Here is a 15,520-nt window from a genome sequence, read left to right as displayed (position 1 = left end):
ATCGCGGGCGGCGTGTCGCGCTCGGTAGGGTGATCGGGTGCGAATCCTCGTCCTCGGTTCCGGTGCCCGCGAGCACGCGATCATCACGGCCCTCCTCGCTGAACGCGCAGGGCACGTCATCACGGTGGCCCCCGGCAACGCCGGCATCGCGGCCGACGTCGAGACGGTGTCGCTCGACCCCACGAACGGCGCGCTCGTCGCCGAGTACGCGATCGAGAACGGCGTCGAGCTCGTCGTCGTCGGACCGGAGGCACCGCTGATCGCCGGTGTCGCGGACCCGCTCCGGACCCGGGGCATCCCGGTGTTCGGCCCGAGCAAGGCCGCCGCACAGCTCGAGGGCTCCAAGGCGTTCGCGAAGCGGATCATGGCCGAGGCCGGGGTGCCGACCGGACGCCCGGTGTCCGCCGGCAGTGTCGAGCAGGCAGTGGCCGCGTTCGACGAGCTCGGGGCGCCGCACGTCGTCAAGGCCGACGGGCTGGCCGCCGGCAAGGGCGTCCTGGTGACCGAGGACCGTCAGGCCGCGATCGACCACGCCACGTACTGGCTGCAGCACGGCCCGGTGGTGGTCGAGGAGTTCCTCGACGGCGAAGAGGTCTCGCTGTTCTTCCTGAGCGACGGGCACGACGTCCGCCCGCTCAGCCCCGCGCAGGACTACAAGCGCCTGGGCGACGGCGACGCCGGCCCGAACACCGGCGGCATGGGCGCCTACTCCCCGCTGCCCTGGCTCGACGAGCGCTGGGCCTCGGAGCAGGCCTTCGTCGACGAGGTCACCGACCTGGTGGCGCTGCCCACGGTCCGCCGGCTCGAGCACGAGGGCACGCCGTTCGTCGGGCTGCTCTACTGCGGGCTGATCGTCACCGAGCAGGGCGTCCGGGTCATCGAGTTCAACGCGCGGTTCGGCGACCCGGAGACCCAGGTCGTGCTCCCCCGCCTCGCCACGCCGCTGAGCGGACTGATGGCCGCGGCGGCGACCGGACAGCTCGCATCGGCGCCGCGTCCGGAGTTCCGGCCGGAGGTCGCCGTTACGGTCGTCCTCGCGAGCGAGGGCTACCCGGAGAACCCCCGCACCGGTCGGGTGATCACGGGCATCGACGCCGCGAACGCCCGGGACGGCGTCTCCGTCGCCCACGCCGCGACCGCCGTGCTCGACGACGAGCTCGTCGCCACCGGCGGCCGGGTGCTCAGCGTCGTCGCGGTCGGCACCGATTTCGCCCAGGCGCGGGAGCGCGCGTACGCCGGCCTCGGCGACATCGCGCTCGAGGGCGCGCAGTACCGCACCGACATCGCCGCGAAGGTCGCCCGGTGACCGCCGCACCCGTCCTGCCCGGCTGGCGGCACGTCTCGTCGGGCAAGGTCCGCGAGCTCTACGTCCCCGAGGGCACGGCCGACGTCGCCGACGCGACCGAGCTGCTGCTCGTCGCGTCCGACCGGGTCAGCGCGTACGACTTCGCGCTCGAGCCGCCGATCCCGGGCAAGGGCGAACTGCTGACGCGGCTGTCCCGCCACTGGTTCGACCGGCTCGCGGACGTCCCGAACCACCTGATCCCGGACGGCTCCGGCGGGACGCCCGTCCCCGAGTCCGTCGCCGCGCGGTCGATGCACGTGCTCCCGCTCGACATGTTCCCGGTCGAGTGCGTCGTGCGCGGGTACCTCGTCGGCAGCGGCTGGGCCGAGTACCGGGAGTCGGGCAGCGTGTGCGGCGTGCCGCTCCCCGACGGCCTGTCCGAGGGCGACCGCCTGCCCGAGCCGATCTACACGCCGGCGTACAAGGCACCGCAGGGCGAGCACGACGAGAACATCTCGTACGAGCAGACCGTCGAGCTCGTCGGGGCCGAGGACGCGGCGACCCTCCGTGACCTGTCGCTGCGGGTCTACGGTGCCGCGGCGGCGATCGCGCTCGAGCACGACGTCGTGATCGCCGACACGAAGTTCGAGTTCGGTCGCGACGCCGACGGCGTGGTCCGGATCGCGGACGAGGTCCTGACGAGCGACTCGAGCCGCTACTGGGACGCCCGCTCGGGCAACCGCACGGACTCGTTCGACAAGCAGATCGTCCGTGACTGGCTCAGCGCGCACTGGGACCGCCAAGGCACGCCGCCGGTGCTCCCCGACGCGATCGTCGAGCGGACGGCCGCGCGCTACCGGGAGCTCATCGAGCGCCTCGGCGCCTGACGCACCGCGCCTCAGTCGCGCGCCAGCACCACCACGGTCAGGTCGTCGCCCGGGTCGTGCTCGAGCGCCCGCGCCCGGACCCGCGCGAGGAACGCCTCGACGTCGGGCTCCTCGCGCCAGAGCGCCCCGAGCCGGGACAACGCGGCGAGCGTCGAGTCCCAGAGCTCGAGCGCGCCGTCGCTCACGATGATCAGGACGTCACCAGGCGCGAGGTCGACCGCCCCCGGGGTCCGTCCGAGCCCAGCCGGGTGCAGCCCGATCGGCAGGTCGCTCGACAGCAGGGTGCGCTCGGCGCCGTCGGCGCGCATCTGCAGCACGAGGCCGTGCCCGGCGTCGACGAAGTCCAACCGCCCGGTCGCCGGGGTGAGCCGCCCGTGGAACATCGTCGAGAACGACGACGCCCGGCCGAGCTCGGGTGCGACCTGGTCGTCGAGCGCGGCGACGACGTCCCGGGGGTGGGCGTCCGGACGGGCGAGCAGCGCCCCGCGGATCGTCGCCGCGAGGAGGCCGGCCGACATCCCCTTGCCCATCACGTCGGCGACGGTGAGGTGCAGGTCCGTCCCGGTCAGGTGCCAGTCGTGCAGGTCGCCCGAGACGACGCCGTGCGGGACGCTCATCCCGCCGATCCGGTAGCCGGGGACCGCCACGGGCGTCGGCTGCAGCCCGGCCAGCACGTCGCGGAGCCGGTCCTCGTCGGCGCCCGCGGCGAGTTCGCGCTCCGCCCACAACCCGAGTTCCTCGAGCAGCGCGAGGTCGTCAGGGTCGAGCGCGCGGGGCGTCGGGTCGATCAGGCAGAGCGTGCCGACCTTGACGGCGTCGTCGCCGACGCGCAGCGGGACCCCGGCGTAGAACCGCACGTTCGGGTCGTCGACCACCATCGGCATGTCCGAGTAGCGGGCGTCGGCCCGGGCGTCCGGCACCACGACGGGCCCGGACTCCGCCAGGGTCCGACCGCAGAACGTGTCCTGGAGCGGGATCGTGGGACCGAAGACGGTGTCGCTCGACTGCGACTTGATCGTGACGACCTCCGTGCCCGCGAGGTTGAGGAAGGAACCGGTGACCCCGAACGCGTCCCGGGCGATCCGGGTGATGCGCTCGAAGCGCTCCTCGGGTCCGCCGTCGACGACGTCGAGCGCGGCGATGAGGGCGGCGCGACGGAGTGCAGCTGGTGATGATCCGACGGAGGTTGGTGAGGTCCCCTGGTGCATGCCCCCCACGGTATCCCTCCGGGCGACCCGTGCCGCGTCCCCCGAACGGAGGACCCCTCAGACCCGCGTCCCGAGGGCCGGACTCCGAACGACGGCACCCGAGGCACCGCGACACCGACCCCTGACAGATGTCACGCCGAAGTCGTGACGACCGGCACCCGGGTGCCGCCCCGCCCGACGGGATCGTGGAGCCATGAACGAGACACCGGTCATCCAGCTCCGCGGGCTCCGCAAGCGCTTCGGCGCCGTCACCGCGGTCGACGGCGTCGACCTGACGATCCGTCCGGGCGAGGTCGTCGCCCTCCTCGGTCCGAACGGCGCCGGCAAGACCACCACGGTGGACCTGCTGCTCGGCCTGGCGACCCCCACCGAGGGCGACGCACGCCTGTTCGGCACCGACCCCCGCTCCGCGGTCGTCGACGGCCGTGTCGGCGCGATGCTGCAGGGCGGGGCGCTCCTGCCCGACGTGACGGTCCGCGAGGCGGTCGCCCTCGTCGCCGCGGCGCACCGCCGCCCGATGCCCGTCGCCGAGGCCCTGCGCCGGGCACGCTGCGAGGACATCGCGACCCGTCGGGTCTCGAAGCTGTCCGGCGGGCAGCTCCAGCGGGCACGCTTCGCGGTCGCCGTCGTCTCCGACCCGGACCTGCTGGTGCTCGACGAGCCGACCGCGGCGATGGACGTCGAGGCCCGGCACGTCTTCTGGTCGTCGATGCGGGAGTTCACGGACGCCGGCCGCACGGTCGTCTTCGCGACGCACTACCTGGACGAGGCGGACACCTTCGCGGACCGCATCGTCATCCTCCGCGACGGCCGGGTCGTCGCGGACGGCACCCCCGCAGCCGTCAAGGCGACAGCGGCGACGCGCACCGTCCGCTTCGCGGGCATCGCGGAGGACCGGCACGTCGCGTTGCGCGGTCTGCCGGGAGTCGTCGGACTGGAGGCGCGGCACGACGCCGTCACGCTGCGCACCGACCGCAGCGACGACACGCTCCGCGCCCTGCTCACCGCGTTCCCGGAGGCGCACGACCTGCAGGTGGTCGCCTCGACCATGGACGACGCCTTCCTCGCCATCACCGCCGACCGCACCGCCACCACGACCACGAGCACGAGCACCACCGAGACCGAAGGGGTCCTCGCATGACCACCACCACCGCCACCCCGGCCGCGACCACCACCGCGTCCACCGCTCCGTCCACCGTCGGCTCGTCCCGCACCACCGCCGGTCGGCTCCCGGTCCGGTACGTCGTGCTCGAGACGCGTCGGCAGCTCCGCAACGTCAAGGCGATGGTCTTCACGTTCGCGATCCCGGTCGTCATGCTCCTGGTCTTCGGTGCCGCGTACGGCGGCCAGGTCGACCCCGTGACGCACCTGCCGTTCCTGGTCGTCACCACGCTGCAGATGACGGCGTACGGCGCGATGATGGCCGCGCTCAGCCAGGCGTTCTCGCTCGTGACCGAACGCTCGATCGGCTGGAACCGCCAGCTCCGCGTGACGCCGCTGTCCGGGTGGGCGTTCCTCGTCTCGAAGCTCGTCGCGGCGATGGCCTTCTCGGCCGTCTCGGTCGTGGTCACCTTCGCGATCGCGATCCTCGGGATGCACGCGTCGCTCGGCGCCGGGCACTGGGCCGCCGCCGGGCTCGGCATCTGGGCCGGGGTCGTGCCCTTCGCGCTCATCGCGATCCTGGTCGGGCAGTTCGCGAAGCCCGCGTACGCCCAGCCGCTGTTCATGGTCGTCTTCATGGGCCTGTCGATCCTCGGCGGACTGTGGGTCCCGCTGTCGGTGATGCCCGCCTGGATGGGGTCGATCGCGCACCTGCTGCCGTCGTACTGGCTCAACCGGATCGGCCAGATGGGTGCCGGGGCGACCGGTTCCGCGGGGATGACCGAGCCGGCCCTGGTGCTCGTCGGGTGGACGGTCGTCCTCGCCGCGGTCATCGTGTGGCGCTACCGCCGCGACGCGGCGCGCCGGTGACCGGTCACGACGGTCGTACGCTGACCGACGTGACGGACCTGTCGGAGGTGTCGGGGGTGGACAGCACCAGCCCGACCGACGCGCGGGGCGCGGACGACGCGTCCCGCGCCTCCCGGCCGTCCGCCCGTGCCTTCCCGTGGGCCGCCGCACCGGGCGCCGACGACGCCGAGGTCCGCGTCGCCCGCCGCCGCTGGTACGGCGGCGCCGCCTTCGGCCTGCTCTGGCAGGCCCTGCTGCTCGTCGCGGTGTGGACCGACGGCCGCACGGTCGACGAGCACGTCTCCGCGACCCTCGCGCTCGCGGTGCTGTACGTCGGGTACCTGTTCGCCCCGGAGGCCATGTGGCGGCACGGACTCCGACGGCGCGTGGTCGTCCTGGCCGTGCTCGCCGCCTACGCGGGACTCCTGCTCGTCCCCGTCGGCCCGGCCGCGGTGTGGTCCTGGCTGCTCGTCGTCGCGCTGTCCGGGTTCGTGGCGGTGCGGCTCTGGGTGGCCCTCGCCGTCCTCGGGGTCGTCGTCGCCGCCGAGCTCGTCGTCGCCGCGGTCGTCGGGTGGGACGCGGCGTCGAGCACGGGCATCCTGTTCGCCCCGATCGTGGCGGTGTCGATCGGGGCCTCGATGGTGTTCTTCGGTCGCCAGCGCGAGGCCGAGGACCAGCTCGGGGTCGCGCAGGACGAGCTCACCCGGCTCGCGGTGGTCGAGGAGCGCGCACGGTTCTCCCGCGACCTGCACGACGTGCTCGGGCACTCGCTGACGGTCGTCACGATGAAGTCCGAGCTCGCGGCGCGGCTGGTCGACGTCGACCCGGCCCGCGCGAAGACCGAGATGCAGGACGTCGAGCGGCTGTCGCGCGAGGCGCTGCAGGGACTCCGGCAGGCGGTCAGCGGGTACCGTCAGGCCGACCTGGACGCCGAGCTGGTCTCCGCGCGCTCGGCGCTGGACGCGGCCGGGGTCGTCGCGGAGCTCCCCGTGACCGGGGACGCGGCGGCCGGGGACGTCCGGAGCCTGTTCGCGTGGGTGCTCCGCGAGGGCGTGACGAACGTGGTGCGCCACGCGGCGGCCAGCCGGGCACGGGTGACGCTGACCCGGACCACCCTGACGATCGAGGACGACGGCACCGGAGCGGTCGACGCCCCCGTGCCCGCCGGACCGTTCGACGTCGGCGGCAACGGCCTGCGCGGACTGCACGAGCGGGCGGACGCCGTCGGGGCCACGGTGACGACGGGCACGAGCGACCTCGGCGGCTTCCTGCTGCGGGTCGAGAGGAGACCACGGTGACCGACCCCATCCGCGTCCTGCTCGCCGACGACCAGGCGCTCGTCCGCGGAGCCCTGGCGTCGCTGCTGTCGCTCGAGCGGGACATCGACGTCGTGGCGCAGGTCGCCCGTGGGGACGAGGTGCTCGAGGCCGCCCGGACCTCGCAGGCCGCCGTGGCCCTGCTCGACGTCGAGATGCCCGGCACCGACGGCCTGACCGCCGCCGCGACCCTGGCCCGCGAGCTCCCGGCGTGCCGGTCCCTCATCGTGACGACGTTCGGCCGCCCCGGGTACCTGCGGCGAGCGCTCGAGGCCGGCGCCGCGGGCTTCGTCGTGAAGGACACCCCCGCCGAGCAGCTGGCCGACGCGGTCCGCCGGGTCGCCGGGGGCTTCCGCGTGGTGGACCCGGTGCTCGCCGCGGAGTCCCTGGCCGCCGGCCCGTCGCCGCTCACGCCGCGGGAGACCGACGTGCTCGTCGCGTTCCGCACGGCGTCGACCGTCGCGGGGATCGCGGCGGTGCTGCACCTGTCCGAGGGGACGGTGCGGAACCACCTGTCCGCGGCGATCGGCAAGACGGCGGCCCGGAACGCGACCGAGGCGCTGCGGGTCGCCGCCGACAACGGCTGGCTGATCGGCACGTAACCTGGACCGGTGCTCCGACGCCCCCTGCTCGCCCTCGCCGTGGTCGCCCTCGGCGCGCTGTCCCTGACCGGGTGCGGTGCGCACGACTCGACCGGGCAGATCGCCGTGACCGTCTCGGAGAACGCGGCCGAGCACCCCTACGAGGTGCGGGTCTACGCGGCGACCGGCAAGCTCTCCGAGCACCAGCGGGTGTTCCCGGGTGGCACCGCCGACTTCGCGGGGATCCCGCTCGGCCGGGTGACGGTGCGGGCGACGGACCTGTGCTCGGCGAAGGCCACCGTCACGGACGACCACGTCGCGACCGTGACGCTCGCCACCACGGGCTGCTGACGACCCGGCCCCTGGGCGCCGACGACCCGGTCAGTGCGTGAGCAGCACCTTGACGAGCCCGATCGCGAACGCCACGGCCGCGAGCACGATCCCGCCCCACAGCCCGAGGAACGACGGGCGCCGCCCGCTGAAGCGCTGCAGGAACACCCCGACCAGGCCGATGCGCACCACCAGGATGACGATCGCGGCCGTCTGCGCCCACGGCGCCGGCAGCCACCCGGCCCACGCCACGGCGTAGAGCACGGCCGGGATCAGGCCGGAGGTCGCGATCGGGTTCGCGTCGCGCAGGATCGCCCCGACGGTCTCGCGGTGCTCCTCGTCGTCGCCGGTGTCACCGATCGCGTGCGCGACGACGTGGGAGAGCACGTGCGCCAGGTAGGTCAGGACGGCCGTCGCGAGGACCGTCAGGACGGCCGCACCGTGCTCGATCTGCTCCGGGGAGACCGCGATCGCGACGGCCAGGACGGTGATGTTGCCGTAGATGTACGACGACATCCGGTCGCGCAGGCGCTCCAGGGGGAACGTGGACGGGTCGGGGCGGTGGCGACGTTGTCGGGATCGGCGGGGCACGGACCCATCCTGGCCCCCGGAGGTGCCAGGCTGGGCGGGTCGGCGCACCGCGGCGTCGACGGACAGGAGACACGAGACATGTCCCAGCGCCCACTCGACCAGCGCCAGCTCGACGAGCGCCCACTCACCCAGCGCCCCCTCGCCCTGGTGACCGGGGTCGGCCGCCGCGCCGGCATCGGCGCCGCGATCGCCACCCGGCTCGCCGCCGACGGCTGGGACCTCGCCCTCTCCTGGTGGGGCCCGTACGACGCCCGCGTGCACGGCGGGGCCGACCCCGACGGGGTGGACGCGGTCGTCGCCCAGGCCGAGCGTGCGGGGGCTCGCGTGACGCGCCTCCCGGTCGACCTGGCCGACCCGGAGCAGGCGGCCGCACTCGTCGGCCGTGCCGAGGCGGAGGCGGGCGCCCCCGTGACGGCCGTCGTCATGTCGCACTGCGAGTCGGTCGACTCCGACTACGCGACCACCACGCTCGAGTCCTTCGACCGGCACCTGGCGGTGAACGTCCGGGCGCCCTTCCTGATCGTGCAGGCGTACGCGCGACGGCTCCGCGAGGGCGCACCCGCCCCCGAGGACCGCCGCCGGGTCGTGGCCCTGACGAGCGACCACGTCGGCTTCAACCTGCCGTACGGCACGAGCAAGGGTGCGCTCGACCGGCTGATGGTCGGCGCGGCCCAGGAGCTCGGCGACGTGCACGTCAGCGCGAACGCGGTGAACCCCGGACCGAACGACACCGGGTGGTTCACCGACGAGGTCCGCGAGGCCGTGGTCGCGCAGACCCCGCTCGGACGCCCGTCGACGCCCGCGGACACCGCGGCGCTGATCGGGTTCCTGCTCGGTCCGGACGGCGGCTGGGTGAACGGGCAGCTGCTCAAGACGGACGGTGGGTTCAGCGCCCGGTAGTCGCGCCTGCCGATCCGGTCGGCGCCGATTTGGTTGACGCGTCAACCAAATCGGCGCACACTGGGTGCATGCACACGCAGGATCTCCTCGCCGCGGACACCGGGATGGGCGCCGTCACGCTCCGGGTCGCCGACCTCGACACGATGGTCGCGTACTACCGCGACGGCGTCGGACTCACCGTCCTGACGCAGGACGGCGGCGTCGCGGTGCTCGGTCGCGGGACGACCCCGATCGTGGTGCTCGAGCACGCGCCGGCGATGCGGCACGCCGCCCCGCACGAGGCCGGGTTGTTCCACACCGCGATCCTGTTCGACACGCAGGCCGACCTGGCGGCAGCGCTCTACTCGGTCGCGACGAAGTACCCGCGCACGTTCACGGGCAGCGCCGACCACCTGGTGAGCAACGCGTTCTACTTCCAGGACCCCGAGGGCAACGGCGTCGAGCTGTACTGGGACCGCGACCGCACGGAGTGGTCGTGGACGCACGGCATGGTCGACATGGCCACCATCTACGTCGACCCGAACGCCTTCGTGCAGGAACACCTGACCGCCGCGGCGCTCGAGTCCGCGCAGTCCCGCCCCGGCCGGGTCGGGCACGTGCACCTGTCCGTCGGGGACGTGGCCACCGCGAAGGCGTTCTACGTCGACCGGCTGGGCTTCGCGACGACCGCGGCGATGGGCGACCAGGCGCTGTTCGTCAGCGCGGGCGGCTACCACCACCACATGGCGATGAACACGTGGAACTCCCGCGGTGCCGGACGCCGGCAGCTCGGGCTCGGGCTGGGACTCGTCCGGATCGAGGTCCCCGGGGCCGACGACCTCGGCGCGCTCGTGTCCCGCATGCACGACACCGGGGTGCAGACCGCCGACGACGGCCGGACGGTCGCGTTCGAGGACCCGTGGGCGAACCGCATCGAGGTGACGGCGCCCGGTCGGGGCTGAGCGGCGCGGGCGCGCGCGGACCGGCTCGCCGACTGGCCGCGAGACTCGGCTGTCCGGACACGTTCGCGGGTCGGACGCCGCGGAAGCGTCCGCATGGACGAGTCTCGCGCTCGGCCCGCAGCCGCACCCGGCAGGATGGGCACGTGAGCGAAGACATCCGGTGGGAGGTGGTCGAGGAGAGCGCGCTGTCGCTCCCCGACCACGAGGCGATCGCGGCGATGCTCGGGCAGGCCTTCCCGAGCTGGTCGCACTGGTACGTGGGCGGCCGTGACTACGCCGGCATGCAGCCCGAACGCCGGGTGATCGCCCGGGACGCCGACGGTGTGGTGCTCGCCCACGTCGGGATCCGCCGCATGTTCATCACCGTGGGCGGGCAGGACGTCCTGGTCGGCGACACCGGCATCGTCGCCGTCGCGCCCCGACTCCAGGGCACCGGCATCGGCCGCGAGCTGCTCGACCGCACGCACGCGGTGCTCGAGGGACTCCGCGTGCCGTACGGCTTCCTCGGTGCCGGTGAGGACCGCATCCCCTTCTACGCGCACATGGGCTGGCACGAGATCGCGGGTGCGGTCGGCACGTTCTCGGCCTTCACGGCTGACGGGGCCGGGGTCACCGAGACCGAGCAGGGCGGCTGGATGGTCCGGCCCGTCACCGCGGCGCTCGAGGACTGGCCGACCGGAGAGATCCTGCTGAACGGGCAGCAGGTCTAGGACGCGGACTGGGCTGCGTCCAGAGCCGGAGAGATCCTGCTGAACGGGCAGCAGGTCTAGGACGCGGACTGGGCTGCGTCCAGAGCCGGAGAGATCCTGCTGAACGGGCAGCAGGTCTAGACCGGACACACCGACGGACTGGAGGCGCGGTGCCAGCTGGCACCGCGCCTCCAGTCCGTCCTGTCGTTACGCCTCGACCGCGACCTTCGCCGGGTCCTCGTTCGATCCCGGCGCGCTCGGCGCGACGGCGGCGCGCACGCGCGCCCCGAGGTCGGCGTCGACGCTCGTCCAGTAGGCGAACACCCGCTCGCGCAGGTCGTCGCGCGTCACCTTCGAGACGTGGCCGGCGATGTTGCCGACCAGGCGCTCACGGGCGGCGTCGTCGAGGACCTCGCGGTAGAGCGTGCCCGCCTGGCCGAAGTCGTCGTCCTCTGGGTGGAGGGTCGCGGCGGAGCGCTGCAGCGCACCGTCGGACTCCCAGCCGGGAGCGTCGTCCGTCGCGGACGGGTCGGCGTGTGCCCCGCCGAGCGAGTTCGGCGCGTAGACCGGCACCTCGGACTTCTGGAAGTCGAAGCGCATGGCGCCGTCCTTCGAGTACGAGTGCACCTCGTTCTTCGGGGCGTTCACCGGCAGCTGGGCGTGGTTCGTGCCGACGCGGTAGCGGTGCGCGTCCGCGTAGCTGAAGATGCGCGCGAGGAGCATCTTGTCCGGGCTCGCCGCGATGCCCGGGACGAAGTTCGACGGCGCGAAGGTCGCCTGCTCGATCTGCGCGAAGTAGTTCTCCGGGTTGCGGTTGAGTTCCATCGTGCCGACCTCGATGAGCGGGTAGTCCGCGTGCGGCCACACCTTCGTCAGGTCGAACGGGTTGAAGCGGTAGCTCTCGGCGTCCGCGTACGGCATGACCTGCACCTTGAGCGTCCACTTCGGGAAGTCACGGCGCTCGATGGCCTCGTGCAGGTCGCGGATGTGGAAGTCCGCGTCCTCGCCGGCGATGCGGTCGGCGTCCTCCTGCGTCAGGGTCTTGTGGCCCTGCTGCGTCTCGAAGTGGTACTTCACCCAGAAGCGCTCGCCCTCGGCGTTGATCCACTGGTAGGTGTGCGAGCCGAAGCCGTCCATGTTGCGCCAGCTCGCCGGCAGACCGCGGTCGCCCATCAGCCACGTGACCTGGTGCGCCGACTCCGGGGAGAGCGTCCAGAAGTCCCACTGCATGTCGTGGTCGCGGAGGTGCGAGCCCGGCAGGCGCTTCTGCGAGCGGATGAAGTCCGGGAACTTGATGCCGTCGCGCAGGAAGAACACGGGGGTGTTGTTGCCGACGAGGTCGTAGTTGCCCTCGGTCGTGTAGAACTTCAGCGCGAAGCCGCGGGGGTCGCGCCAGGTGTCCGGGGAGCCCTGCTCGCCGGCGACGGACGAGAAGCGGGCGAGCATCTCGGTGGTCTGGCCCGGCTGCAGGAACGCGGCGCGGGTGTAGCGGCTGACGTCGTGCGTGACGGTGAAGGTACCGAAGGCGCCGCCGCCCTTGGCGTGGACGACCCGCTCCGGGATGCGCTCGCGGTTGAACTGGGCGAGCTTCTCGACCAGGTAGTGGTCGTGCAGGGCGATGGGGCCGTCGGCGCCGACCCCCATCGAGTGCTGGTCGCTCGAGACCGGGGCCCCGCTGTTGGTGGTGGTCGTGGGGGTGCCGGCCGGCTGGCCGGTCGTGTTCTGGTCGGACACGGTTCCTCCTCGGAACGTTGGTTCGGTCAGGGATGCTCGGGTTGCTCGTGGGCCACGGGGGTGGCGGTGCCGTCGGCGGCTGCGGCCTGCTCGGCTGCGGCCTGCTCGGCTGCGGCGCAGAGCTCGCAGATGCCCCAGTAGGTGACCTCGGCCGTCGTGACGGCGAAGCCGTGCGTCTCGGACGGGGTCAGGCAGGGTGCGTGACCGACCGCGCAGTCGACGTCCTGCACCGCACCGCACATCGTGCAGACGACGTGGTGGTGGTTGTCGCCCGTCCGCCGCTCGTACCGCGCCGGACTGCCGGCCGGCTCGATCCGCCGCACGAGTCCGGCGCCGGTGAGGGCCCCCAGCACGCCGTACACCGCCTGGTGGCTCGTCGTCGGGAGCTCGGCGGCGAGCGCCGTGAGGACGTCGTCGGCGGTGGCGTGCGGCATCGTGCCGAGCGAGCGCAGGACGGCCAGGCGCGGGGTCGTCACCCGCAGGCCGGCGGTGCGCAGGAGTTCCGCGTCGGTGTCCATCCCGCCCCCTCGTCGGTCACTGTCTTGCATCGGTCAAGACAACAGTAGCGGTCCACCGCCCCGAGCCGCGAGCACCGGCCGGGTCCGCGCGTGTCGTCACGATCGGGTCGCGATCAGCTGGGACGCGGCTGGACCGGGCGGGAGCGCCGGTACGGTCCCTCCATGGGGGCAGCAGCGGGAACACTCGTCCGGCAGGCGATCGCGCAGCGGGACCTGGTCGTCGACCTCGTCCGGACCGCGTGCGTGGTCCTCGTCGTGGTGGTCCACATCACGATGGTCGGCGTCGCGGTGGGACCCGACGGCATCGCGGTGACGAGCCCGCTGCAGGAGGCGCCGTGGTACGTCGCCGCCACCTGGGTCGGACAGGTGATGCCGCTGTTCTTCGTCGTCGGCGGGTTCGCGAGCGCGGTGGGGTGGCGGAGCACGGTCGCGCGGGGCGGTGGGGCGCGGGACTTCGTCGCGACCCGGCTCGTGCGGCTGTTCCGCCCGGCGGTCCCGTTGTTCCTCGTGCTCGCGGTCGCACTGGGCACCGCGACCGCCGTCGGCACGCCGCCGGAGCTGCTCGGCGAGGTCGCGTTCGGCATCGGCTCCCCGCTCTGGTTCCTCGCCGCGTACGGCATCACCCAGTGCTGCGTCCCGCTCATGGCGCGGCTGCACGCCCGGGCTCCGTGGCGGACCCTCGGTGCACTGCTCGTGCTCGCCGCGGCGGTCGACGCGGTCCGGTTCGCCACCGGCGTCGCGGAGGTCGGGCTGCTCAACCTCGGTCCGGTGTGGCTCTTCGCGCAGCAGCTCGGCTTCCTGTGGGCAGACGGCTGGTTCGCCCGGCGCTCCCGGCTCGTGCTCGTCGGCGGGGCGGTCGCCGGGTACGCGGCGCTCGTCCCCCTCACCTCCGTCGGGCTCTGGGCGCCGGACATGCTGCAGGACCTCGACCCGCCGATGCTCCCGCTGGCGTTCCTCGCGGTGGCGCAGGCGTGCCTCGTGCAGCTCGCGCACGGTCCGCTCTCGCGTCTCATGCGGACCCGGAGTGCCCAGACCGCCGTGTTCGTGGTCGGCCGGGACGGCATGGTGGTCTACCTCTGGCACCTGCCGCTGTTCATCGCGCTGAACGGCATCGCCCTGCTCCTCGGTGCGCCGTTCCCGGAACCCGGCTCCGCGGCCTGGTGGGCGACCCGGCCGGCGGCACTCGTCGTGGTGCTCGCCGTCGCGATCGGGGTCGCCCGTCTCCTGGGGTGGTTCGACCGACCGCTCCCTCGCCTCGTGCCGGGCACGGACCGTCCGGGGTGGCCGGTCCTCGCCGTCGCGGCCCTCTGCACGATCGGACCGGCCTTCGCGGTGATGCAGCTGCACCTGTCGCTCGGGACCGCCGTCGTCGGCGCGGTCCTCGTGCCGCTCGGGGTCGTGCTGCTCGGGCGGACGGTGCGGCTGAACTGATCCTCACCGCACCGGGACTCGTCCGAGGGCCCACCGCGACGTCGACGGCAGAGGATGGCGGGACACCGACCACGCCCTGTTCTCCCCCGGAGGTTCCCCACGCCGCAGCCCGCCGAGTTCTGGAGCACGTGGCAGTTCGACCCCCTCGCCGCCGTGATGCTCGCCGTCGCCGCCGTCGCCTACGGGTGGTGGCTCGTCGGAGCACGCCGTCGAGGCGCGCGCTGGTCCGGATGGCGGACGCTGTCGTTCCTGCTCGCGCTCGTGCTGTTCGGGCTCCTGCAGTTCGGCGTCGTCGGGCGGTACGACCAACTGCTCCGCTGGGCCTTCACCCTCCGGCTCGCCCTGCTCTTCTTCGCCGTCCCGACGTTCGCCGCCCTCGCCGCACCGGTCTCGCTGCTGCGGCTCGGCGGCCCTGGACGCCTGGCACAGCTCGCCGATCGCGCGATGGGGTCCCGCCCGATCCGGGTCCTCGGCAACGCGATCGTCGCCCCGGTCGTCGGACTCGTGCTGTTCGCGGTGCTGCTGACCCCGCTCGCGGCGACCATCCGGGAGTCCTCGGCGTGGGCGGTCGCGATCACCGTCCTCGTGCCCGTGCTCGGCTTCGGGTTGCTCGCGCCGCTGTCCGAGCCGGGCGTGCTGCGGAGCTCGACGTTCGTCACGGTCGAGTTCCTGCTCGCCTTCGTGGAGCTCCTGCTCGACGCGGTCCCCGGCATCGTGATGCGCGTGACGAACCACGTGCTCGACGGCTCCCTCGTGCACGTCGTCGGGCAGCCGTGGTTCCCGAGCCCCCTCGAGGACCAGCACCTCGCTGGCGACCTGCTGTGGTTCATCGCCGAGGTGGCCGACGTCCCCGTCCTCATCATGCTGTTCATCCGGTGGCAGCGGACCGACCGCCGCGAGGCTCGGTCCGTCGACGCGCTCTCCGACGAGGAGATGGAGGCGCTCACCCGCGAGCACCTGCAGCGCCGCGGCTGAGCCCGGTGCGGTGGTGCTGTGCGGGGCGCCCGCCGTCGGCTCGTGCGTCATCGCAGACGTCGTACGACAGCGGCGATGACGCTGCCGCCCGCCCGCTCGCACGCCCGACACCCCGCGCCCCGCTCCCCCACGGGACCGGCCCCGCACCACCCCCGGTCGGGGACGGTACGGGGCCGGGATCGAC

At 73.4% G+C, this 15,520-nt stretch carries 16 protein-coding genes; 12 read left to right on the top strand and 4 right to left on the bottom strand.

What is annotated here, in order from left to right; genetic code table 11:
• Positions 1-37: 37 nt before the first annotated feature.
• Positions 38-1,306, top strand: coding sequence for a phosphoribosylamine--glycine ligase (gene purD / locus FB462_RS03860; protein ID WP_141860293.1), 1,269 nt, complete (start codon positions 38-40; stop codon positions 1,304-1,306).
• The gene (locus tag FB462_RS03855) at positions 1,303-2,172 is read left to right on the top strand and encodes a phosphoribosylaminoimidazolesuccinocarboxamide synthase (RefSeq protein WP_058741529.1); all 870 of its coding nucleotides are present in this window, start codon (positions 1,303-1,305) and stop codon (positions 2,170-2,172) included. Before purD ends, FB462_RS03855 begins: the two co-directional genes overlap by 4 nt.
• Before the next feature lie 11 nt (positions 2,173-2,183).
• On the opposite strand, the gene FB462_RS03850 is transcribed toward FB462_RS03855, so the two are convergent.
• Positions 2,184-3,380 carry a PP2C family protein-serine/threonine phosphatase gene (locus FB462_RS03850; protein ID WP_114850216.1) on the bottom strand — a complete coding sequence of 399 codons (1,197 nt, stop codon included), beginning with the start codon at positions 3,378-3,380 and terminating at the stop codon, positions 2,184-2,186.
• Between the two features lie 193 nt (positions 3,381-3,573).
• Between FB462_RS03850 and FB462_RS03845 the strand changes: the two genes are divergently transcribed.
• Genes FB462_RS03845 through FB462_RS03825 form a run of 5 tightly spaced genes read left to right on the top strand, consistent with a single transcriptional unit; the run spans position 3,574 to position 7,578 of the window.
• Positions 3,574-4,521, top strand: coding sequence for an ABC transporter ATP-binding protein (locus FB462_RS03845; RefSeq protein WP_114850217.1), 948 nt, complete (start codon positions 3,574-3,576; stop codon positions 4,519-4,521).
• Positions 4,518-5,351: an ABC transporter permease gene (locus FB462_RS03840; protein ID WP_114850218.1), complete on the top strand. Its 834-nt coding sequence runs from the start codon at positions 4,518-4,520 to the stop codon at positions 5,349-5,351. The genes FB462_RS03845 and FB462_RS03840 overlap by 4 nt, the downstream gene beginning before the upstream one ends.
• A 29-nt stretch (positions 5,352-5,380) precedes the next feature.
• Complete coding sequence (locus FB462_RS03835) at positions 5,381-6,628, top strand: sensor histidine kinase (protein WP_141860291.1); 1,248 nt, start codon at positions 5,381-5,383, stop codon at positions 6,626-6,628.
• Entirely contained in the window at positions 6,625-7,248 is a 624-nt protein-coding gene (locus tag FB462_RS03830; protein ID WP_114850220.1) for a response regulator transcription factor, read from the top strand. The genes FB462_RS03835 and FB462_RS03830 overlap by 4 nt, the downstream gene beginning before the upstream one ends.
• A 9-nt stretch (positions 7,249-7,257) precedes the next feature.
• On the top strand, positions 7,258-7,578 hold the full coding sequence (locus tag FB462_RS03825) for a hypothetical protein (protein WP_141860289.1): 321 nt from the start codon (positions 7,258-7,260) through the stop codon (positions 7,576-7,578).
• Positions 7,579-7,608: 30 nt separating this feature from the next.
• Here FB462_RS03825 and FB462_RS03820 read toward each other — a convergent pair whose 3' ends face one another.
• Positions 7,609-8,148: a hypothetical protein gene (locus tag FB462_RS03820; RefSeq protein ID WP_141860287.1), complete on the bottom strand. Its 540-nt coding sequence runs from the start codon at positions 8,146-8,148 to the stop codon at positions 7,609-7,611.
• Between the two features lie 78 nt (positions 8,149-8,226).
• On the opposite strand from FB462_RS03820, the gene FB462_RS03815 reads away from it, so the two are divergent.
• The 3 genes from FB462_RS03815 to FB462_RS03805 all read left to right on the top strand — a co-directional run bounded on the left by FB462_RS03815 (position 8,227) and on the right by FB462_RS03805 (position 10,699).
• Complete coding sequence (locus FB462_RS03815; protein ID WP_114850223.1) at positions 8,227-9,048, top strand: SDR family oxidoreductase; 822 nt, start codon at positions 8,227-8,229, stop codon at positions 9,046-9,048.
• Positions 9,049-9,116: 68 nt separating this feature from the next.
• Positions 9,117-9,989, top strand: a complete 873-nt coding sequence (locus FB462_RS03810; RefSeq protein WP_141860285.1) for a VOC family protein — start codon at positions 9,117-9,119, stop codon at positions 9,987-9,989.
• Positions 9,990-10,132: 143 nt separating this feature from the next.
• Positions 10,133-10,699 carry a GNAT family N-acetyltransferase gene (locus tag FB462_RS03805; protein WP_058741537.1) on the top strand — a complete coding sequence of 189 codons (567 nt, stop codon included), beginning with the start codon at positions 10,133-10,135 and terminating at the stop codon, positions 10,697-10,699.
• A gap of 186 nt (positions 10,700-10,885) precedes the next feature.
• Here FB462_RS03805 and FB462_RS03800 read toward each other — a convergent pair whose 3' ends face one another.
• Together FB462_RS03800 and FB462_RS03795 are read right to left on the bottom strand one after the other, a co-directional pair.
• Entirely contained in the window at positions 10,886-12,412 is a 1,527-nt protein-coding gene (locus FB462_RS03800) for a catalase (protein WP_058741538.1), read from the bottom strand.
• A gap of 26 nt (positions 12,413-12,438) precedes the next feature.
• A complete protein-coding gene (locus tag FB462_RS03795; RefSeq protein WP_141860280.1) occupies positions 12,439-12,930 on the bottom strand; it encodes a Fur family transcriptional regulator in 492 nt (163 codons plus the stop codon).
• 162 nt (positions 12,931-13,092) lie between these two features.
• On the opposite strand from FB462_RS03795, the gene FB462_RS03790 reads away from it, so the two are divergent.
• Both FB462_RS03790 and FB462_RS03785 read left to right on the top strand, forming a co-directional pair.
• Complete coding sequence (locus FB462_RS03790) at positions 13,093-14,361, top strand: acyltransferase family protein (protein WP_141860278.1); 1,269 nt, start codon at positions 13,093-13,095, stop codon at positions 14,359-14,361.
• 156 nt (positions 14,362-14,517) lie between these two features.
• A complete protein-coding gene (locus FB462_RS03785) occupies positions 14,518-15,336 on the top strand; it encodes a cytochrome c oxidase assembly protein (protein WP_141863242.1) in 819 nt (272 codons plus the stop codon).
• Positions 15,337-15,520: the final 184 nt, after the last annotated feature.

The sequence above is a fragment of the Curtobacterium citreum genome (assembly GCF_006715175.1).
Classification (GTDB): Bacteria; Actinomycetota; Actinomycetes; order Actinomycetales; family Microbacteriaceae; genus Curtobacterium; species Curtobacterium citreum.
The sequence above is the reverse complement of the archived record's forward strand: the minus strand, read 5'-3'. Positions and strand labels throughout refer to the sequence as shown.

Coding starts and splice junctions, on each gene's coding strand:
- FB462_RS03850 (WP_114850216.1), bottom strand. CDS start 3,380: ATGCACCAGGGGACCTCACCAACCTCCGTCGGATCATCACCAGCTGCA.
- FB462_RS03845 (WP_114850217.1), top strand. CDS start 3,574: ATGAACGAGACACCGGTCATCCAGCTCCGCGGGCTCCGCAAGCGCTTC.
- FB462_RS03840 (WP_114850218.1), top strand. CDS start 4,518: ATGACCACCACCACCGCCACCCCGGCCGCGACCACCACCGCGTCCACC.
- FB462_RS03815 (WP_114850223.1), top strand. CDS start 8,227: ATGTCCCAGCGCCCACTCGACCAGCGCCAGCTCGACGAGCGCCCACTC.
- FB462_RS03810 (WP_141860285.1), top strand. CDS start 9,117: ATGCACACGCAGGATCTCCTCGCCGCGGACACCGGGATGGGCGCCGTC.
- FB462_RS03795 (WP_141860280.1), bottom strand. CDS start 12,930: ATGGACACCGACGCGGAACTCCTGCGCACCGCCGGCCTGCGGGTGACG.
- FB462_RS03790 (WP_141860278.1), top strand. CDS start 13,093: ATGGGGGCAGCAGCGGGAACACTCGTCCGGCAGGCGATCGCGCAGCGG.
- FB462_RS03785 (WP_141863242.1), top strand. CDS start 14,518: ATGCTCGCCGTCGCCGCCGTCGCCTACGGGTGGTGGCTCGTCGGAGCA.